Raw genomic sequence first — 19,438 nt, 5'->3', positions numbered from 1 at the left:
GCTGCGGGTTTTCCGTATGCTTCTTTCATTATAAGCACTCTGTTGATGGTGGCAAGCGGGGCATGCTCAGGGATGGCGAGCCCTCCACCACAGCTGGAAGACCAGCAACGTCCAGAGGGGCTTGCGCAGATCAGCCCTGCCGGAGACATGCTCGTCCATGAGGGCGCGAACCGCCTGATAGTTGAAGATGCCCTGCGCCTTCAGGGTGGATTCGCTCAGCAGGTCTTCCATGAGGGGCCGCATGCGGCCACGCAGCCACTGTGCCACAGGAATCTGGAAACCGCGTTTGTTGCGGTACAGGATTTCATCGGGCAGCAGCTCGGCAAAAGCCTTTTTGAGCAGCCACTTGCGCTTGAAGCCGTGCAGCTTCCTGCTCACAGGCAGGCGCGCTGCAAACTCCGCCGCGTCCTTGTCAAGGAACGGCGCGCGAACCTCCAGGCTGTGCAGCATGGAGCAGCGATCCACCTTGACCAGGATATCATCAAGCATGAACTGGCGGGCATACACGTGGAAAGCGCGGGCAAGCGGCGTGGCGGCGTTTTGCGGCTGCCAGTGGTCATAGTGTTCGCGCGTGGGGGCAAAGAGAACTTCGGGAGCCAGAAAGCCGGGCTGTTGCGCCTTGAAAGCGCTATCCAGAATGGATTCCTGCATGTCGGGCGTAAAGGCCGTGAGCATGGTCTGCACCCGCTGCCATGCCGGGGCATGCGCCGCCCGCAGGAATGTGGCAACGGCCAGGCGGGGGTTGATGTACCCCGCAGAGGAAGGCAGCAATTGTGCGAGCGGTTCTATGATGCCCTTGCGCAGTGCAGAGGGGGCAGCATTGTACCACTGGGCAACCTTGAAGCCGATATAATGTTCATAGCCTGCCCACAGTTCGTCCGCGCCGTCGCCGCCAAGAGCCACGGTGACCTTTTCGCGCGTGACGCCGGAAAGCAGCCATGTGGGGGCTACGGACGCATCAGCCATGGGCACGTCCATGCGGCTGATGATACCGGGCAGGGTATCCGCACATTCCTCGGCGGAGAGCACACGTTCATGGTGGTCGGTGGCGAAGGCCTTGGCCACGATGCGGGCATAGCGCGATTCATCGTAGCTGGCCTCGCTAAAGCCGATGGAAAATGTCTTGATGGCTGTGGAAGACTGGCGGGCCATGAGCCCCGCCACAATGGAAGAGTCAATGCCGCCGGAAAGAAAGACGCCCAGCGGCACATCGCTGACCATGCGGCGGCGCACGGCCCGTGAGAGCAGAAAGCGCAGTTCTTCGCAAAGCTCATTGTCGCTGCGTTTGTCGGATTCATCGGGCATGGGCATATCCCAGTAGCGGGAAATGCTCAGGTTGCCGTCCTGCAGCAGCAGCATGTGCGAAGGAGGCAGGCTCTGCACCTCTGTGTAGACGCTGTGCGGCGTGGGCACATATTCGTAGGCCAGATAGCGCATAACGGCCTGCGGATCCATGGTCAGGCTCAGATGGCGCAACTGTTCAATCCCGGTCAGCTCGGAGGCAAAATACAGCCTACCTTGCTGCACGGTGTAGAAGAATGGCTTTTTGCCAAAGCGGTCGCGGGCGCAGAACAGACGGCGCTGCTGGTTATCCCACAGGGCAAAGGCAAACATGCCGTCAAAGCGGGCCAGACAGTCCGGCCCCCATATGCGGTAGCCTTCAAGAATGACTTCTGTGTCGGAACTGGTCTGAAATTGTCCGCCAAGTGCGGTCAGCTGTTCCTTGAGTTCGGCATAATTGTATATTTCACCGTTAAAGGTGACGGTCATCTGACCATCGGCGCTGTGCATTGGCTGGCCGCCGCCGGAAAGGTCGATGATGGAGAGCCGCCTGTGTCCAAGGCAGACCGGGCCGCTGCACCACTGTCCTTCACCGTCGGGGCCGCGATGGGACATGCGATCGGTCATGGCCTTGACCCACTGCCCGGCTTCGGGAGTGAGAGGCGAGGCGTCAACTTGGCAAATGCCCGCTATACCGCACATTTTTGCTTCCAGATCGTGTAATGTTTGATGAAAATATCTGCCAGACGCCGGTTGTTGCGGGTCGGGTCAAACATATCCGCCGCAAGCTGTTTGCCATTGCGCGCCAGTTCTTGAGCCAGGGCGTCGTCATCTGCAAGGCGTTGCAACGCATCGGCCAGCGCTTCGGGATCGTTGGGCGGCACGGCAAGGCCGGTTTTGCCGTTGATCACTACTTCGGGCAGAGCATTGACCGTGGTGCTTACCACGGGCAGGCCGTAGGCCAAGGCTTCAATAACAGTGTTGGGAATGCCGTCGCGGCGGCCAGATTCGTGCACCACGCAGGGCGCTGCAAAAATGTCGTGCTCGGCCAAAATGTGCGGCAGTTCGTTGTGCGAAATAATGCCCGGCAGCAGCACGCGGTCTTCAAGCCGCAGCTCTTCGCGCAGGCGCAATATCTCGGCTTCCATACGCCCAAGACCCATAACAGCACCGCCGCCGCCAGCAAGGGTAAGTCTGAAATCCACGCCCCTGTCGCGCAGGATGGCGCAGGCCTTGATCAGCACGTCAAAACCCTTGGTAACGTCAAACCGCCCCAGAGCCAGAAGACGCACCGGGCGCTCCATGGGCTGCTGTGTCTGGGCATTTTCCTGTGCCTTGGGGGCGGCAACGCTTGCAGTTGTTTCACTTTCTGGCAGGGGCGGCAGGGTAAGGCTGTTGTAGATCAGCTCCACCTTGCCCTTGGCCTGCCCATTGGCAAAAACCTCGATACGGGTTTTGTCCGCCTCGTTGTTGGCACGTACAAAGAAAGCTGCGGTCAGCTTGTCACCAAGGTCAGGGTCTGCAGGCTCCAGATTGTCGCCGCGCGCGGCAGTGGCAAAGGGCAATCCGGCGATCTGCGAGGCAACCCAGGCAGCTGTGGCAGTGCCGCGCGGCCATGGAGCGTAGATCATGTCTATGCCAGCCTCGCTGAACAGGCGGCCCAGGTACATGCCGGCGCAGAATGCCCAAAGGTTTTCACCCAGAGTTTCCCAGCTGCGCCAGCGGCGGAAAATGGCCTTGCGGAAGAGGCGCCCGGAGCGCAAAGGGTGCAGCGCAATTTGCCGGAAGCATTCCCCCAGCACACGCCCCAGGGCGCGCATGCCGTAGGTGCGCGTTTCTCCGGCCACGGCCCGCATTTCGTTGGAACAGTGGCGCAGGTTGGGGCCGTACAGGCTGTAGACGGAAAGCGGCAGCAGCCCCTTGAGGCCTTCCACTTCCCTGAAGATAAAGGGCTGTGTAAACAGCGGATACCACAGCAGAACATAGGCCACGTGCGGCAGGCCCGTCTTGAATACGGGGCGGGAGGCCTTGGTGCTGTTTTCCGTCATGGTTGTCTCCAAATGCGGCGGGCTATTCTCAGCGGGTTGCTGGGTATTAGTGCTGTCGCCGTCTCTTTGTGCATGTATAATCACGGTTTAATTGTAAAATTTCTCTTGAAGAACAGTGCTATGGGGTTGCAGGCTCGCCGGTCCAGTCGCCCTTGCCAAGCAGGGTGGGGGCTGTTGGCCCAAGTTCGCAGCGCAGTTCGTCCATGGTCACGCACCGCACACTGTAATGCCTGTGCAGCCAGTTGAGCCAGTCGGCAACTTTGCGCGTGAAGCGAGCCACGGCTGCGGCGTCAGACAGGTGAGGCGTACCGCCGGGCATCATTTCTGATGAATGCCAGGTCAGGGAAAGCACCCGCCCGCCACGGGCCGCAAAGATTTTTGTAATGGCGCACATGGCCCACAGGGGATGGTAAACTGGCAGTAGCGCCAGCGCTCCCCAATTTTTCAGGCTGGCACGTATTTTTTTGCCAGCCGGGCCGGGCACGCGGCGCAACAGGGCCGGAAGCTGCGGAACGAGGGGAGTCACAGTGAGGGGAACTTCAAAAATGCTGTCGTCTCCCACCGAAACCCAGTAAGGGGTGCCTGGCGCGTCAAAATGGTTGGGGCCCTGCATTGGTGTGGTCGCGCAGTGCAGAGGGCGCACTGAGGCATCGCAAAGAATGCCTGCTGCGGCCAAAAGGGGCCAGTGCTGGCGGTGCAGATCCCATCTGCCCATGCGGAAGGAAGTGAGCGGCGCGCTCTGCACCGCCCGGCCAGCCTCCATAAGCGCAGCGAGTTTGGCGGCAAAGAGGTTGTTGGACAGTGCTGCAGCGGGTACGCTGTCGGCCATGTCTGGCAGGGTTTGCTCCGAGCCGTCCAGTGCCAGGGGCGGCGTGTTCCAATGGTGCAGGTGCGCGCCAATTTCCGCATGGTGCTCGTCGCGTAGCCATGCCAGGGTTTCGTGGGATGTTTTATCCGCCAATACGCTGTGGGCGCAGAAGAGCGTGGGGCGCACGCCCATGGTGCAGAAAGGGGCCAAGGCCCTCAGGCTGGCGGTGTTGCGCGTGGAAAAGCCACGGCGTGCGTAGCGTCCGCCAAAGAGGCCTTCTTCCTCAACGTCGAGACTGACGGCCAGATAGAGCGGCTGTTTGATGCTCATGCGTGACCTGCCGCTCCGGCATTCATGGCGGTGGGGATGCCGTCTTCAGCGGTGCTTCCGGTCTGTCGGCCGGAGTGGCTCCAATAACGACGGCTTTCATCCACATAAAGGCGCAGCAGGGCCGTAATGTTGTTTTCCCGGTCAAACATTTTTTCAACGCGGGCGCGGCCTGCCTCAGCCATGCGGCTCGCGTGCTCACGGTCTTCAACCATATGTCGCACGGCATCGGCAAGCGCGCGCGGGTTGCGTTGCGGGGTAAGCAGGCCGGTTTCTCCGTTGATGATCACTTCAGAGATGCCGCACACGTCTGTGGCAATGACGGGCATACGGTGTGAGAGGGCTTCCATGATCACGTTGGGGATGCCGTCGCGGTCACCGTTGGAATGGACAACGCTCGGCATGATGAGCATGTCGTGGTCGAGCATGTAGCCGCAGATCTGGTCGTGCGGGATAAAGCCAGGCATGTGCACAATATTTTTAAGGCCCAGCCGGTCGCGCATACCCATGAGCTTGAGCCGCCAGCGCCCGTTGCCCACGAGGGTCAGGCTCACTGGCACATTTTCTCTTTGCAGGCGCGCCATGGCGGAGAGCAGGTCGGGAAAGCCCTTGGTGCGCGCAAAGCGCCCCACCGCCAGCAGACGGTAAGGGGGGCGCATGCTGACTGCGCACTGCCCCTTGGGGGTAAATGTCAGGCTGTTGTAAATGGCGTGTACTTTATGCTCCTGCCCTACAGGGCAGAAGTTGCGCAGCCAGCTCACATTGGCGTGGTTGTTGGTGCGGATGAAGAGCGCATCTGCGGATTTTTCCCGCAGCAGGCCGTCCTCCGGATAGATGTCGCCAGCTCGGCCCGTAAAGGCAAAAGGGATGCCCGTGAGGCGCGAAGCCACCCATGATGCCGTTGCCGGGCCGTTGGCCCACGGGGAGTGGATGAGCTTTACGCCATCCCTCACGCACAATTCGGCAAGCAAAAAGCCCGCCATGAAGCACCACAGATTTTCACCCAGGGATTCCATGTTGCGCATGCGATGGAAAAATCCCTTGCGCATGAGACCCCAGACTTTGAGCGGATTGCATGAAAGCGCACGTACGAAAGCCCGGAGGATGCGCAGTGTGCCGCCAACGCCCATGCGCTCCACCGGCCCGGTAAACTTGCGCATTTCTTCGCTACAGCCGCTCAGGCTTTTCCCGTACATGGTATAGGCGCGCACAGGCAATCCCCGCGCCATGAGCTGTACAACCTCACGAAAAATAAACGTTTCGGAGGAGAGGGGAAACCAAAGCAGAACATAGGCAACAACCGGCAAGGCGTCCATTTGCGGTTGTGATGCGCTCTGTTCTGCTTCTGCGCCGTCAATATGCGTCATGGTTTTCTCCGCTGCAAACAAGAGCCGGGCCACTTGGCCCGGCACGGCAGACGGAAGTTCCATCTGCCCAAAAATGCGAACATGCCGCACAATCGCACAGTTGCGACTCTCAAGCGGGCGATGTAACGCCCGCTCAAGCGACAGTTCGACCACGCAACACGGGTCGCTATGAAGTTACGCCTGGTCGCTCTCGCTGGAGTTCTGGCGCTTGTAGTCGTCCACAATGGCCCAGGCCTTGGGGATTTCTTCCTTCACGGCATCCAGCGCAGTACGGATATGTTCTTCCGTATGGGCTGCGGAAAGGAAGAAACGCAGACGGTCAGTGCCTTCTTTGACAGCAGGGAAGGTGATGGGCATCACGTAGATGCCGCGCTTGAACAGTGCGTTGGACAAAAAGCCCGCCACCATGGGGTCGCCCACCATGACCGGCACCACGGCATAGCCTTGGGCCGCGCCAGTATCAAGGCCAATGCTGGCGGCGTAGTCCACAAAGAAGTGCGAAATCTTCTGCAGCTTGTGCACCCGCTCGGGTTCGCGCAGCATGATGTCCAGAGCCTTGTGGCAGGCCACGGCGATAATGGGGGGCATGCCCACGCTGAAAACAAAGCCCGGCGAACCATACTTGAGGAATTCGATCAGCTCGTGGCTGCCTGCAATGAAGCCGCCGCAACCGCACATGGATTTGGAGAGCGTGCTCATCCACATATCCACATCGGTGGGATCAATATTGAAATGCTCGTGCGCGCCACGGCCAGTTGCGCCAAGTACGCCAAGGGAGTGGGCTTCGTCCACAAGCAGCATACAGTCGTAACGTTTTTTCAGTTCAATGATGCGCGGCAGATCGGGGATGTTGCCGTCCATGCTGAACAGGCCTTCGGTAACGATAACGGCGCGCTTGTGCTCGGCGCGTTTGGCCTTGAGCATTTCTTCAAGGGCATCGCAATCGTTGTGGGCGTATGAGTAGCGCGATGCGCCGGAAAGACGCGCGCCCTGCACCAGCGAGTTGTGAGCCAGGCCATCATGGAAGATGGCGTCGCGGTGGCCGAAAAGAAAGCCAAGGGTAGAGACGTTGGTGGCGTGGCCGCTCACATAGACGATGCAGTCTTCCACCCCGTACAGGTCGGCAAAGGCGCGCTCAAGCTCACGGTGGGGCGGACGTTCGCCGCCGACCAGACGGCTGGCGCCAGCAGAGGTGCCGTAAATGGCAGCGGCTTCGCTGACGGCAGCGGTGATCTCGGGGTGAGCGTTGATATCCAGATAGTCGTACGTGGAAAAATTGAGATATTCTTTACCGGAAATGAACGTGGTGGCCTTGGCCGCGCGCTCATGGCAAAGAAACAGAGGATTTTCCATCCCCATCTTGGCTCCCATTTCCACAAGCCGATCAAAGGCGAGCTTGGAACGCGTGCGGTTAAATCCGGAAGCGCTGCTTTCGGCGGCGGCGGGAGTTTGCACCGCCTCTTGGCCAGCCTGATAGGAATGGTTGTTCTTCATGCCTCGTCCTCGTAAATTTGTCCAAAAAAGCCGTGCCTGGTGGGCCAGATGGGGGCCGAAATCCGGCAGGCGCAACATTGTAAGGAGTCAGTATAGCCAAAGCAAGATGTTATGGCAAGTCGCGTGTTGGGCGGCTCTGTTGAAAGCTTTGCAGGCAGCGTTGCACTGTTGGCAGCGCGGTAAAAGAGTTTGCAGGCGCTGGCTGGACAAGAATGATGTTATCTACTAACGTAATCCTTTACCCAAATGGCTGCTATGCCCCTTTTGCCCCGCCTCGGCCCTGTCGGGTTGCCGGGCTTTGGCCCTTTACAGGCACTAAGATATGCGTCAGGACTACGAAAATCCAGTACCAGGCACCTTACAAGACGAAATAGTTCTTGATGGCGTGCGTTATGCCAACCTGCAACAGGCTGGCCAGCAGTGGCGCATTGGTGCCGTCAACCCCGCATGGCGGCAGGAATTATTGGCTCTGCCAGCAAATCCCGATGACGAAGCCCTTGTCAGGCTGGAAGCGCGCGGTCTGTGGATCGCGCCGGAGCGGGCTGACGGCCCGCCGCCCTTGGCGGTGATGTGCTGCGGTCTTGGGGCGGTCTGGCCTGGAATGGGCCGCGAACTGTACGACAATTTTCCCGCAGCCCGAGCAGCTATGGATCGCATTGCCGCCGTGGCGGACTGGGACATCCTTGGCCTCATGGATGAAACGGGCGTGGAGAAAATCAGCCTTACCCGCTGGCAATCTCCTTACGTATTCATGCTGGAGTATGCCCAGTGGAGCGTATTGTCTTCGCTGGGGCTGCGCCCCTCGCTTTTTTGCGGCCATAGCCTTGGTGAAATGATCGCCCTCTGTTTTTCAGGCATACTGGCCCCCGAAGTGGCGTGGTATATCTTGGATACGCGCGCCGTACACATGGCTGAGCTGGAGGCTGGGGCCTCCCGCGAAACAGGCATGATGGCCGTGCACGCGGATGCCGAGATCATCAACGAAGCCTGCGCCACGTGGCCCGAACTCTATGTTTCCAACTACAACACGCCGCATCAGTTTATTCTGAGCGGCCCTCGGGGTGTGTTGCAGGAAGCCCGCAAGAGCCTGCGCAAGCGCCGCATTCCTGCCATTGTGCTCAATGTGAGCCTGGCTTTCCACCATCCCAGCATGCGCGTGCTGCGCGACATTTCTTTGCGCCGTCTGAGCGCCCTCGACATGTCTGCGCCCGAAAGACCCATGCTGAGTGGCATTACCGCAGATTTCTACCCTGAAGATCAACCCTCCATCTGCCAGTACATCGCCGATCTTGATGAAAATTCCGTGCGGTGGACAGAATGTGTGCAGACCATGTGGAACCGCGAGGGCATCCGGTATTTTCTTGAACTTGGCCCGCAGGATACGCTGTGCAGCCTTGCGGCTGACAATGAGCCGCAGGCAAAATGCCTGACCGCAGGGCGCAAGGGGAAAGAAGTGGAGGGCATGCGTCAGGCTTGCGCCCACCTGTATTCGTTGGGTTACCTGCGGCGGGATGCTGTGGTCCGGCGGGCACATCTGGCGGCAAGCGGCGGCGAAGCCCGCTTGCTGGCCTGCAAACCTGCGCCCCACTGCGGTTTACGCCCCGCTGTGGTTGGCAATGGTGCAAATGCCTGCGCTTCGGCGGTGTCAGATGCACCGCAACCCCGTGTCATGGAAACAGAAAAGGTTGAACTTGCCGCCCCTGTCATCGAAGCGTCTGATTCCGCACCTGTAACGGCATCCCATGCCGAAAGCATGGCGGTGGTTCTGCAAATTCTGGCTCAGGCCTGCGGCAGGCCGGTCGAGGATCTGCGTCCAGAAATGGATCTGCGGTATGATCTTGCCCTGCGCTCCAGCCGTTTTCCCCATATTGTGCAGGATGTGGAAAAGGCCCTTGGCATTACCGTCAATTTTGAAGATCTGTTGCAGGTGTCGACCATTGGAGATCTTGGCCGGGTGCTTTCCGGCGGCTCCGCCTTTGCCGGGCAGGCTGAGCAGGCCGCAGAAAGGGCCAGCACAACTGCAAAACTCTGTGCGGACCCGCTGCGCAGGTTTGCCCCCATTAAGGCCTTGCCCGCTGATGGGCACAATAGTGATCTGCGCCTTGAACCTCTGCCCCTTGATTCCAGTGCTTCAGGGATAAATCTCCAGCCCGGCGATGTTGTGCTCCTCTGCGTGTTGGATGCTCACATATTGCCCCGCCTGCTGAGCGGCATTGCACCCCTGGGATGCGTGCTGGGCGTGCCCCAGCCGCTGCTTGAGCGGTGCGCTCCCCTTGCCAAGGCCGGCGCAAGATTGATGCCGCTCGATATCGACTTGGGAAAAGGCGGCGAAACCGCTCTTGTAGCCAGTCAGTTGCAGGCGGTCATAGCCGATTTCGCACAGGCACAGGGCCGAGTGGACGGGCTGTTTTTTGTGCCGCCAGTTCCGGCTGGCATCATGGTTGCGCCTTCTGCCGATGACGTGCCGCCACATGCTGCGCCGGAGCGCCTTGGCGTGTTGATGGATGCGGCGATTGCGGCCGCCGTGCCGCACGGCCTGCGCTTTGTCGGCAGTTGCTCCGTGCTGCCTCCCGAAGTGGAAAACTGTATTTTTGACGCCCCGCTGGAAAAAGCCCTGGATGCGGCGGCTCACGCTCATAATGTGGCTGTGCGGGCAATCCGCATGTTGCACGGCCCTGAAAGAGCGAGCCTTGACGAATGGGGTGATATGCTGGCGCGTGAACTTCTTTGCGGCACAGCCGAGCAGGTAATCTGGGTGCGGCCCGGAGCCCTTGACGGCCCGGTTGTGTGCGAGGAGCCGCCCGCCCGGGACATCATCAAGGAGAATCCATTGAGGTTCCCGTTGGTGTTTCCTGAGCCTCATCCCGCATACCGCTCAACCGCCACCCTGTTTCAGGGGGGCTGCCATTTTTCGCGCTTTGCCGACAAAACGCTGGAGTTGTACGGGGCACAGCAGGGCAACTGTCTTGGGGCTGATGTGCCCCGCCTGCCGGTTTGCCGCAGTCTGGAGGCCATGCTCGAGAGCTCGAGGCAAGCTTTGCCCTGGCTGACAGTTACGGGCTTTTGCGATTTGCGGTTTTTTGATGCTCCGGAACTGCCGCCGGGCATTACTCGCGAATGTCGTGTGACCGCTGAGGCGGAACCCTGGCTGATGCAGGAAAAAGTCATGACGCGCATGTGCCGCAGTGAGCTTGCGGTGCGTGGATTGACGCCCAATGGCAGACATACTGCACAGTACGCGCTGGTGAGCGAGGGTATGGTGTGGCTTGCGGCTCATCGCAGCAGTGTGCGCCCCCTGTGGGAAGAAATGCCTGCGGCAGCCTCCGTGGTAAGCCCTGTGTTTGGCACTGGGCCATTCTATATTGCTGCCGGACTGGGCCGCGAGTGGCGCTTGGTGGATAATTTCTGTGCGTTGCCCGACGACTTGTTTTCTGGCGCGTTGAGTTTGCCCCAGACATGCATTGCCCCCGGCGCTGATTCTGGCTATACTGGGGACATGCTTGTGGTGGAGGGCGTATTGCAGGCTGCATGGCTTGCCATAACATCCGAATACTCCAAGGATTTTTCTGACACTGCCGCTCTTGCTGCCACTATGCAGGAGTGGGCTTTGCATGCTGTGGGCTTTATCCGCATCGGGCCTGCCCGTGCGGACGGCCCCTTGCGCATATTGATGCAGCGATCCTGGGCCAATGCACGGTTGCGTCGTTTTGACGCGCAGGTCATTGATCAGGACGGGCATGTTTTTTTGACGATTCACCATCTAGAATTTGACCGACGTGATCAGGCAGGGCTTTCCCCAGCCGTGAATCCCTCGGCATAAACACTCAATCTGCTCAGCGTCGCGCAAAGCGCAACGGCGCAAAGGGTGCCAGATGCTCACTGCACAAGCAAACCTTACTACACGTCTTTTTCTGCCGCTGCTGCTTGTGGCGGCCCTGCTTGCCGGAGCCTGTTCCAACAAGGCAGGGCTCAAGTCGCCAGAACTTCCCGCCAAACACTGGCTTGAGGAAGCCCCAGGCGTGCCTGTTGAAAACAAGGCCAAGCTTGAAGCCGCAGTGCCGAACCTCTATGATCCCAAGAAGGTTTTTTCCTTTGAAGATTGCGTGTTCCTGACCATTCAGCAGTCGCCTGCCCTGGTCAACAGCGCCGTGAATATTGAAATCAAGCGTCTCGCCCAGACAGACGCCGTGTGGAAGTACCTTCCCGAGCCGCGCATGAATTTTACAGTGTCCAATAACCTGACCCGGTATAATATGGACAACAAGGATACGCCCAGCGATTACGGTCAAACCCGGTTCCGTGTGGGCTTTTATGCAGCCTTCCCCAATCCCATGGCCACCTATTTTGAGCACAAGGTGCAGACTGCCATGGTCAACCTGGCAATTTCCACCCACCGCAAGGCCGTGGGCAAGGCCATTGGCAAGATTGGCGAAGCCTATCTCCAGCTTCAGGCCCAGCAGAAGATTGTAGAAGCGCAGAAAGAGCTGCTGCCGCTCGGCAAGGAACTTGTGGATTACTGGAAGAAGGTTGAGGCTGTTGATGGCCGCCAGGGCGTTTCGCTCAACATGGCCATTCAGCACCAGCGCGAGCTTGAACTCAAGCTGGAGCAGACCCGCATGAAGGAAGTTATGCAGCGTACACAGCTCAAGATTCTTGCTGGCGTTGAGCCGCAGCAGAGACTTGAAGTGGATACCAAGAGCGCTGATTCCGTGCTGGCTGGTTTTGATGGCCGCAAGCTCACCTGGGAAGAACGCTGGCCTGCCACAGAAGACGACCTGCTGCTTCGCGGGCAGGTGACTCTGGGCGATTACAATATCATGGTTGCCTGGGCCCAGTACATGCCGACCATGTCCATTGCGCTGAATAACAATCCGCCTTCGGGGCAGTATCAGCCTCCGAGCGGCTCAGAAGACACCTTTTTGCATCTGACCTTTGACTTTCCGCTTATCGACTGGGGTCGCAGGTACCGTGGCGTGCAGACCGCGCGCATGGTCAAGGCCCAGGCCTTCCACGAGCTGGCCCGCAAACGTTCGGACTACTCCAATAAATGGCTCCAGAGCGAGCAGCGGGTAGCCCTGGCCGAAACGGAACTCAAGCTCGCCAAGACCCGTTTGGACACTGCCAGCATGCAGTACAAGGAAGCCCAGATTTCTTTCCACGAAGGTATTGCGCAGCTGCCCGACATGGCCTCCAAGCAGGAAGACATGGTTCAGGCGCGCATAGCCTACATCAGTGCAGAGCTTGACTATAAACTGGCCCAGCTTGAGTGGATGGATCTGTCAAATTCCCTGGCCCAGCGCTTCCTCGGCCTGCCTGCTAAGGAGTTGCTGTAATGTCTGATATGTATAAAAAAACGGAGCCGCAGGCCCGGCGCCGTTGTTTTGCAGCAGCACTGTCTGTTGTGATGCTTGCTGCTTTTTTGATGTTCCAGAACGCTGCTTCAGCTGCAGAAAATGGTTCCATAGGCGCTGGCGCGACTATTCTGACCGGCAAGGTCGTTACAACGGTCACGCGCGCTGTGCCTGTGCCCTTTAACGCAGTTGTGGACGAGGTGCTGGTCAAGCCTGGCGAAGCCGTTGCCAAGGGTGCCCCGCTGATGCGTTATCACCTTCAGGAAGAGGCCGAGCGCGTACTGCAACGAGAAGTGACCACCGGGGCCGCTACGGAGAATTTGAGAGGGCAGGTGCTTGATCTTGATCGCAAGCTTGCAGAAACGGCTGCCCAGCGCAACAAGGCCCGGCAGCTTGCCGCCTCGGGGCTCGGTTCTGCCCAGGCTTCCAGTCGACTGGAAGACGATGTCCACTCCCTAAAGCGCCGCATTGATCTTTTGACTGTGACCATTCAGAAATCTGAACAGAATTTTTCCGCTCGCCTCGAAGAACTCAGCGGCTATTTCGGCACGACCATCAAGGAAGGGGAGCGTCTGCCGGCCTTCCTTACGCTGACTTCTCCCATTGACGGCTACGTGCTGTCGCTTGACGCCACGCTCAACCCCGGTTCTCTGCTGGCCGCTGGCACCACGCCCGTGCGCGTGGGGCGGCTTGATCCCGTGCTGATCCAGGTGCCCGTTTACGAAGCCGAGATCAGCGGCATCAAGGCTGGAGACTCGGTGGAAGTTGAGATCCCTTCGCTGAACAACAAGAAGTTCAACGGTACAGTGAATGAAATTTCGTGGGTTTCTAATGACATGAACGTTTCAACCCCCTCATATTACACGGTGGAGCTTACTGTTCCCAATCCTGGTCTTGAACTCAAGCCTGGGTTCAAGGCTGTGGTGCGATTCAAAGGGAGCAGGTAAGCCCGTTTCATGAAGCTGAAAAGCATCCCCCGACGATTGGGGTACATTCTGGGTGCGCAGTGGACGCGCGACCTGGCCTGGACCGCTTTTACCATTCTTCTTGCACGCCGCAGCCCCGATATACTGGGGCAGGTCGTGCTGGCGCTCACGTTCGGCTATCTGGTGAAAACCATAGCCGACGTGGGGCTTAATGATTTTCTGCTCTCAACATTTGCCCGGCGAGAAGGGCGCCCGGTAGCCCTGCTGGGTGAAGTCACCTGGCTCAAGCTCGTTGTGCTTATTCTGGCCCTCTGCGTTACATGGCTTGTGACCGGCTGGCAGAACTATACGCCAGAGTTGCGGCTTGTGGTCATGTACATTGCGGCGGGCCTTGGGCTGGACGGTGTGAGCGATTCTTTTTTTGCGCTGTGCCAGGCGCGGGGTCGGCAGGATGTGGAAATGCGCATCCGTGTGCCTTCCGCGCTGATGGGCATTGGCTTTGGCATCGCCTGTGTGGTGCTTGGGGCGCCGCCCATTGTGATTGCCCTGTACAAGCCCATGGAATCAGTGCTGTGCATCATTTTTGCTTTGTTGGCATTACAGCGCAATCCCTTGGCTGGTGTTGGCCTTGATGGAATGAAAGATCTGGCCCGTCACATGAAGCACGGCCTTATCTTTACCTGCATGGCTGGCTGCGCCATGTTTTATAACAAGATCAACGTCATATTTCTTAAGCAGTATGGCGGTAATGCCGATGTGGGTGGCTACGGTGTTGCCTGGGAAACCGTTGAAGGTCTGTCGGTGCTTGTTTCCAGCGCACTGTTGGGCAAGGTTATTTTTCCTCTGCTGGCAAAGCTCTGGCAGCAGGATAAGGACGCATTCCGCCAGCTGGCAGGTCAGACAGCCCGCTCCTTATGGGCTGCGTCGCTGCCCATTATTTTTCTTATCTGTGTGGAGAGCGACCGCTTTCTTCCCCTGATTTACGGCCCCAACTATCAAAGTGCTGTCACTGCTCAGCGTTTGCTTACACCGTGCCTGGCGACGGCCTTTTTGCACAACCTTGCGGCATACGCCATGATCGGCATGCGTCAACACCGATTGCTCCTGGTATTTTATCTCACAGGCCTGGTGTGCAATCTGGTGTGCTGTTTTACTCTTATTCCTGCCATGCCCCTTGAAGGTGCGGCCTTGTCCCTCACCATTACCAAGGTTTGGGTGGCTCTGCTAACAGTTGGCTATTTTCAGTGGGCCGCGCGGCCCATGTCGCTTGGGCAGTGGGGACTCATGCTTGCCAGCTGCGCCGTCTGCGTAGGACTATGGTGGGGAATAGGGCTTGTTGCGCCGCGCGAACTGGCAGAACTGGCCGGGCTTGTGCCTTTGCTGGCCTTGTTCTGGCGCTGGAGACCACCGCCGCCCTTTGAAAAAGCCGCGCAGGCCTGATGCTTGTCTGGACTGTCAGTTGCCGGGCAAGGCTCGACGTGGCGACCATCCCGGGATGACCAAGTCGTGCCGGGCAAATTGCCCGAGACGTTGACGCCACGGTAAAGGCAGGCCTATAGCATTACTGCAAGACAGTAACAGGCAGGGCATTCCCATGGACAACAAACTGCTTTTACAGCGCAGGTCAATCATTAAGGCCATGGCGGGCACTGCGGGCTTATCGCTGGCGGGTGCATCATCTTCTATGGCCTCAAGCTTGCAGAACTGGGGCGGCGGCGATGACCGCGCCACCATCATTGATGTGGATCTCTGCAATGGTTGCGGAGTCTGTGTGTCGGCCTGCCGCGACAGAAATCTGGCCGGGATCCCCCTTCCTGCGCAGCCGATTCCCCGTCCTTACCCTGCTTGGGTGCGCACCAATGACTGGTCGACCCGCCGCGATGAAGTTTCCCGCCTTACTCCCTACAACTGGCTTTTCATCCAGTCGTGCTCCATCACGGTTAACGGTGTGGAGCGGCGGATATATCTGCCCCGGCGCTGTTTGCATTGTCTGAACCCACAGTGCGTCACGCTTTGCAGCACTGGCTCCTTGCGACAGAGCAACGAAGGCGCGATTTACATCCATCGCAGTACTTGTCTGGGGGATGGCCCCTGCGACCGGGCCTGCCCGTGGGGTATCCCCCAGCGTCAGGCGGGGGTGGGGTCCTACCTCAATCTTGCTCCCAGATACGTTGGCACCGGGCAGATGTTCAAATGTGATTACTGCAGTTCTCTGCTCACGGCTGGAGAGAGTCCGGCCTGCGTGGCCGCCTGTCCGCAGGGGGCCATGCGCATAGGGCCTCGTGAGGAAATGACAAAGCTGGCCAAGGAATTGGCGGACCAAAGAGGCGGAGACATCTTTGGGCTCAAAGAAAATGGCGGCACAAACACCATCTATGTTTCTTCAGTGCTTTTCCGCGATATTGAAGCCAACATGCTGCGTCAGGGAAAGGTAGGCTTTGGTATGCCGAGTTTGCGCCCGGCTGGCGCCAGTATGGATAAAGAAAACAGCCTGCTGAAGGCGGTTCTGCTGGCCCCTGTGGCAGGGGCGGCCCTGGCGGTACTGCGATTGTGGCGTGAAAGAAAGATGAGGCGCAAGCCATGAAAAACCAGCCATCGCTTTTTTCCTCATTCTTCAGCGTATTGTGGCTGGCCAGCATGCTCACAGCCGTGTGGAGCGGTCTAGCGCATTTGCCGCAGGCCGGGCGCTATGGGCTGATTCAAAGCTCTAGCTGGTCGCCATCTGTTGCGCATTATTATTCGTCAGCGGCACTGCTGTTCTTGGGAACTTACGCCTTCACAGTCTGGCGTCTTCAGGGGCGCAGCGCTTACTGCCTGACCCGCTGCGGCCTGCTGCGCGTGAGTTTGCTGATAGGGCTGGCCATCAGCGGCTTGGCGCTTATCATGCATAACATGCCAGATTTTTCTCTGTATGATGGTGTGTATGCATACGTTAAAGGGTTGCATCTTGTGTGTGCCCTGGCCTTGCTTCCCCTGCTGATTTACAGGCTCTGCCGCCGCTGGACGGGCGGTTACGGCTGGCTAAAACCACGCGAAGGGGCAGACACGAGCTGCGGCGCCTCAAGGCGGCGTCCGGCTCAACGCTAGAACTATTCCAGCCAGCCACCCCGGTTCAGTCCAATTGTGCCTGTCGATCCGCCTTAAGCTGTCCACAAGCTGCCTTGATGTCCTGTCCTTTGCTTTTACGCAGTATGGCCGTGATCTTGCGCTTCCAGAGATACTGCTCAAAGGCCAGTACGCTTTCTTCCGTGGGGGCGGCGTAGGGCGCGCCTTCTGCGGGGTTGTAGACAATAAGGTTCAGCTTGCCCCGCACATCGCCTACCAGCCGAGCCAGATCCCTGGCCTGTTCCTGCCCGTCGTTGACCCCGCCCAACAGCAGATACTCAAAGGTAATGTGCTCCCGCGTTTTAAGCGGATAGGACTTGAGCGCTTCAAACATCTCCTCAAGAGGCCAGCGTGCGGCCTTGGGCATGATTTTCGCCCGCAGTTCCTGCGTTGGCGCATGCAGTGAAACCGCCAGATAAGCAAGGCCGCTATCTCCCAGCTCGCGCAGCCCTTTTTCAATGCCGCATGTGGAAACTGTGATGCGGCGTGGGGAGAAATTCAGCCCCTTGGCGTTATTCAGGCCTTCAAGGGAGCGCATGAGTTCGCGCATGTTGAGCAATGGCTCGCCCATACCCATGAACACAATATTGCGCAGCATGGGCCATTCCGGCCTGTCATCACCCAGGTGCGCACGCGCCACAAGGATCTGACCCAGAATTTCGGCCATGGTCATGTTGCGTTCAAAGCCCATTTGCCCCGTAGAACAAAATGTACAGGCCATGGCGCAGCCCACTTGGGACGACACGCACTGCGTCCAGCGGCGTACGCCTTCACGCGAATCCGATGGAATAAGCACTGTTTCAACCAGCGCACCATCTTCGAGGCGCAGCAGAAATTTTGTAGTATCGTCATGGCTTTTCTCAACCGTGACAACCTCCGGCCAGACAATGACAGCCTTGGCAGTCAGTTTTTCGCGGCAGTCTTTTGAAATATTGGTCATGGATTCAAAGTCGCGAACCATGCGTTGCCACAGCCATTGCCAAATTTGCATGGCGCGGAACTTGCGCTCGCCCAGTTCTGTTTGAAGCCAGTTTTCCAGCTCGGGAAGGGTCAGGTTGAGAAGATTGGTCATATGCTCTGCCGGAATTAGATAAGGTTTTGTAGTGTAGATATGTTGCGTACTGGCTGTTGAACTACGATGTTTGGCGCTGATGGGCAAGAAATTTTCATGCCAGCAAAATCGGGTTCATACGCAGTAGGTATGCAAAAAAAGGGCGTCCCAAAGGAACGCCCATAGTGTCAGCATAGGCGGTTTGGCGATTATCCCACTGACTTGCGCGCGTAATCACGCACAAAGGTCACGGCGGATTCAACATCCGTAACTTCGCCTGCAATCTGGGCCTGCAACAGCGCGTCACGAATAATGCCCACCAGCGGGCCAGGCGACAGCTTGGTTTCGCTCATGATCTCATTGCCGTTCAGCAGCGGTTCCAGCATCTGTTCCGGCGTTTCCGCGCGATCCAGATACTTCATATTGTGGTTGAACGAGGTGAGTATGCCGTCACGGGCCTTGAGGTCGGCCCTAGCCATGGCGATAAGCCGGGGGTAGTCGTCCAGTGCCTTGAAGCGGCGAATGCCCCTGTCGGTCATCATGAAGTGGAAGCGCATGTGATGGCGCACCAGATGGCACAGCAGGTCGATATCTTCCTGCGCAAAGTGCAGGCGGCGCAGAATCTTGCGCGTTACCTTGGCGCCTACGCGGTGGTGCTGGTAGTACGTCCAGATGCCGTCGAAATATTCGCCAGTGTAGAGCTTGCCCACATCGTGGAACAGCATGGCCATGGTGCCAAGCCAGTCGTAGTGGAAATCTTCTTCGGGGTAGTGCTTCATGCACTCAAGTGTGTGTTCAAACACGTTTTCCGTGTCGCCTTCCTTGTTGCGCATCTGGGTGAGGCAGGAGAGGGAGGCCACTTCGGGGATAAGCCCCTGAAGGATATGCGAATCAAAGAGCAGGCGCACAAATCGGTACATGGATTCGGCGGCAACTTTGCGCCATTCGTCCATGATGTCCGTAGCCGGTACGTAATCAAGCACACGGCTTGAGGCGCGCACAATGGCAAGCCATGTGTTGGGCTCGATGGGCAGGTCAAAATTGGCTGCAAAGCGTAGGGCGCGTACCGCCAGCAGGTAATTGTGGCGCAGGGTTTCATCCGGAAGGCCCGCAAGCTGGATAGCGCCGCCCTTGACGTCTTCAAAACCGTCGTAGGCATCCTGCGTGGTTTCAGGGCTGCCAAAGCCCGTGATGCGCAGCTTGAGCTGCTCCTCATGGGGCATCCTGTCCATCATGGTCGGCGTGATGCGCAGCAGGGAAAGCTCCGGGTGCCCTGCAGCAGCCACTTCCAGGGGATAAAAACAGAAGACAAAGCCGTTTTCTTCCAGCGTGGCCAGAGCGCGCTTGTCGTGCTGCGGCACTGCCTTGGGAAAAAGCTTGATAAGCGTATCGAGATCCGGCTCGCAGGCAATATCCACAGTGGGCTGCGTGGCGTTTTCCAGCAGGTGTTCCTGCAAGGGGGCGTTGATAACATGAGCGTCATAGCCGTTGCGCAACAGGGTTTTGCTTATGGTTATGGCGTCTTTGAGCGCTTGATGCATCCATGGCTCCTTGCGAATAAAATAACGGGGAATGGCTGATACTATGCCCGCGAGCATGGGTGCGAGTCAAGCTTGCGGTTGAAGAAATGCCGCTACGGGATGCGGGATCATTGTTTGTATCACTTGCGGCTTTTCGCTG

At 58.4% G+C, this 19,438-nt stretch carries 13 protein-coding genes; 6 read left to right on the top strand and 7 right to left on the bottom strand.

The annotated features are described in order from the left end of the window. Positions 1-66: 66 nt before the first annotated feature. The 5 genes from asnB to QZ383_RS10265 form a co-directional block, all read right to left on the bottom strand. On the bottom strand, positions 67-1,983 hold the full coding sequence (asnB, locus tag QZ383_RS10285) for an asparagine synthase (glutamine-hydrolyzing) (RefSeq protein WP_291445189.1): 1,917 nt from the start codon (positions 1,981-1,983) through the stop codon (positions 67-69). Beyond that, a complete protein-coding gene (locus QZ383_RS10280; protein ID WP_291445187.1) occupies positions 1,971-3,329 on the bottom strand; it encodes a glycosyltransferase family 4 protein in 1,359 nt (452 codons plus the stop codon). The genes asnB and QZ383_RS10280 overlap by 13 nt, the downstream gene beginning before the upstream one ends. A gap of 118 nt (positions 3,330-3,447) precedes the next feature. Then, on the bottom strand, positions 3,448-4,467 hold the full coding sequence (locus QZ383_RS10275; RefSeq protein ID WP_291445186.1) for a glycosyl transferase family 1: 1,020 nt from the start codon (positions 4,465-4,467) through the stop codon (positions 3,448-3,450). After that, positions 4,464-5,780 (bottom strand): glycosyltransferase, encoded by a 1,317-nt coding sequence (locus tag QZ383_RS10270; RefSeq protein WP_291445322.1) that lies wholly within the window; start codon positions 5,778-5,780, stop codon positions 4,464-4,466. Before QZ383_RS10270 ends, QZ383_RS10275 begins: the two co-directional genes overlap by 4 nt. Positions 5,781-6,005: 225 nt before the next feature. Then, positions 6,006-7,325, bottom strand: a complete 1,320-nt coding sequence (locus tag QZ383_RS10265; protein WP_291445185.1) for an aminotransferase class I/II-fold pyridoxal phosphate-dependent enzyme — start codon at positions 7,323-7,325, stop codon at positions 6,006-6,008. Between the two features lie 322 nt (positions 7,326-7,647). Here QZ383_RS10265 and QZ383_RS10260 point away from each other — a divergent pair, with 322 nt between their 5' ends. The 6 genes from QZ383_RS10260 to QZ383_RS10235 all read left to right on the top strand — a co-directional run bounded on the left by QZ383_RS10260 (position 7,648) and on the right by QZ383_RS10235 (position 16,689). Beyond that, the gene (locus QZ383_RS10260) at positions 7,648-11,145 is read left to right on the top strand and encodes an acyltransferase domain-containing protein (RefSeq protein WP_291445183.1); all 3,498 of its coding nucleotides are present in this window, start codon (positions 7,648-7,650) and stop codon (positions 11,143-11,145) included. A gap of 52 nt (positions 11,146-11,197) precedes the next feature. Further along, complete coding sequence (locus QZ383_RS10255; RefSeq protein ID WP_291445181.1) at positions 11,198-12,658, top strand: TolC family protein; 1,461 nt, start codon at positions 11,198-11,200, stop codon at positions 12,656-12,658. Next, entirely contained in the window at positions 12,658-13,623 is a 966-nt protein-coding gene (locus QZ383_RS10250) for an efflux RND transporter periplasmic adaptor subunit (protein WP_291445179.1), read from the top strand. The genes QZ383_RS10255 and QZ383_RS10250 overlap by 1 nt, the downstream gene beginning before the upstream one ends. Positions 13,624-13,632: 9 nt before the next feature. Continuing rightward, positions 13,633-15,042 carry an oligosaccharide flippase family protein gene (locus tag QZ383_RS10245; RefSeq protein ID WP_291445177.1) on the top strand — a complete coding sequence of 470 codons (1,410 nt, stop codon included), beginning with the start codon at positions 13,633-13,635 and terminating at the stop codon, positions 15,040-15,042. A gap of 154 nt (positions 15,043-15,196) precedes the next feature. Beyond that, positions 15,197-16,186 (top strand): 4Fe-4S dicluster domain-containing protein, encoded by a 990-nt coding sequence (locus tag QZ383_RS10240; RefSeq protein ID WP_291445175.1) that lies wholly within the window; start codon positions 15,197-15,199, stop codon positions 16,184-16,186. Continuing rightward, positions 16,183-16,689 (top strand): FeS-binding protein, encoded by a 507-nt coding sequence (locus QZ383_RS10235; RefSeq protein ID WP_291445172.1) that lies wholly within the window; start codon positions 16,183-16,185, stop codon positions 16,687-16,689. Before QZ383_RS10240 ends, QZ383_RS10235 begins: the two co-directional genes overlap by 4 nt. 25 nt (positions 16,690-16,714) lie before the next feature. Here the strand turns inward: QZ383_RS10235 and rlmN are convergent, their stop codons facing one another. Both rlmN and QZ383_RS10225 read right to left on the bottom strand, forming a co-directional pair. Further along, positions 16,715-17,779, bottom strand: coding sequence for a 23S rRNA (adenine(2503)-C(2))-methyltransferase RlmN (gene rlmN / locus QZ383_RS10230; protein ID WP_291445169.1), 1,065 nt, complete (start codon positions 17,777-17,779; stop codon positions 16,715-16,717). Between the two features lie 188 nt (positions 17,780-17,967). Further along, entirely contained in the window at positions 17,968-19,299 is a 1,332-nt protein-coding gene (locus tag QZ383_RS10225; RefSeq protein ID WP_022659757.1) for an HD domain-containing protein, read from the bottom strand. Positions 19,300-19,438: the final 139 nt, after the last annotated feature.

The sequence above is a fragment of the Desulfovibrio sp. genome, from assembly GCF_019422935.1.
In the GTDB taxonomy this organism is placed as follows: Bacteria; Desulfobacterota; Desulfovibrionia; order Desulfovibrionales; family Desulfovibrionaceae; genus Desulfovibrio.
Note: the sequence above shows the minus strand (reverse complement) of the source record. Positions and strands in the feature narration are given on the sequence as shown.

Coding starts and splice junctions, on each gene's coding strand:
- asnB (WP_291445189.1), bottom strand. CDS start 1,983: ATGTGCGGTATAGCGGGCATTTGCCAAGTTGACGCCTCGCCTCTCACT.
- QZ383_RS10280 (WP_291445187.1), bottom strand. CDS start 3,329: ATGACGGAAAACAGCACCAAGGCCTCCCGCCCCGTATTCAAGACGGGC.
- QZ383_RS10275 (WP_291445186.1), bottom strand. CDS start 4,467: ATGAGCATCAAACAGCCGCTCTATCTGGCCGTCAGTCTCGACGTTGAG.
- QZ383_RS10270 (WP_291445322.1), bottom strand. CDS start 5,780: ATGGACGCCTTGCCGGTTGTTGCCTATGTTCTGCTTTGGTTTCCCCTC.
- QZ383_RS10265 (WP_291445185.1), bottom strand. CDS start 7,325: ATGAAGAACAACCATTCCTATCAGGCTGGCCAAGAGGCGGTGCAAACT.
- QZ383_RS10260 (WP_291445183.1), top strand. CDS start 7,648: ATGCGTCAGGACTACGAAAATCCAGTACCAGGCACCTTACAAGACGAA.
- QZ383_RS10255 (WP_291445181.1), top strand. CDS start 11,198: ATGCTCACTGCACAAGCAAACCTTACTACACGTCTTTTTCTGCCGCTG.
- QZ383_RS10250 (WP_291445179.1), top strand. CDS start 12,658: ATGTCTGATATGTATAAAAAAACGGAGCCGCAGGCCCGGCGCCGTTGT.
- QZ383_RS10245 (WP_291445177.1), top strand. CDS start 13,633: ATGAAGCTGAAAAGCATCCCCCGACGATTGGGGTACATTCTGGGTGCG.
- QZ383_RS10240 (WP_291445175.1), top strand. CDS start 15,197: ATGGACAACAAACTGCTTTTACAGCGCAGGTCAATCATTAAGGCCATG.
- QZ383_RS10235 (WP_291445172.1), top strand. CDS start 16,183: ATGAAAAACCAGCCATCGCTTTTTTCCTCATTCTTCAGCGTATTGTGG.
- rlmN (WP_291445169.1), bottom strand. CDS start 17,779: ATGACCAATCTTCTCAACCTGACCCTTCCCGAGCTGGAAAACTGGCTT.
- QZ383_RS10225 (WP_022659757.1), bottom strand. CDS start 19,299: ATGCATCAAGCGCTCAAAGACGCCATAACCATAAGCAAAACCCTGTTG.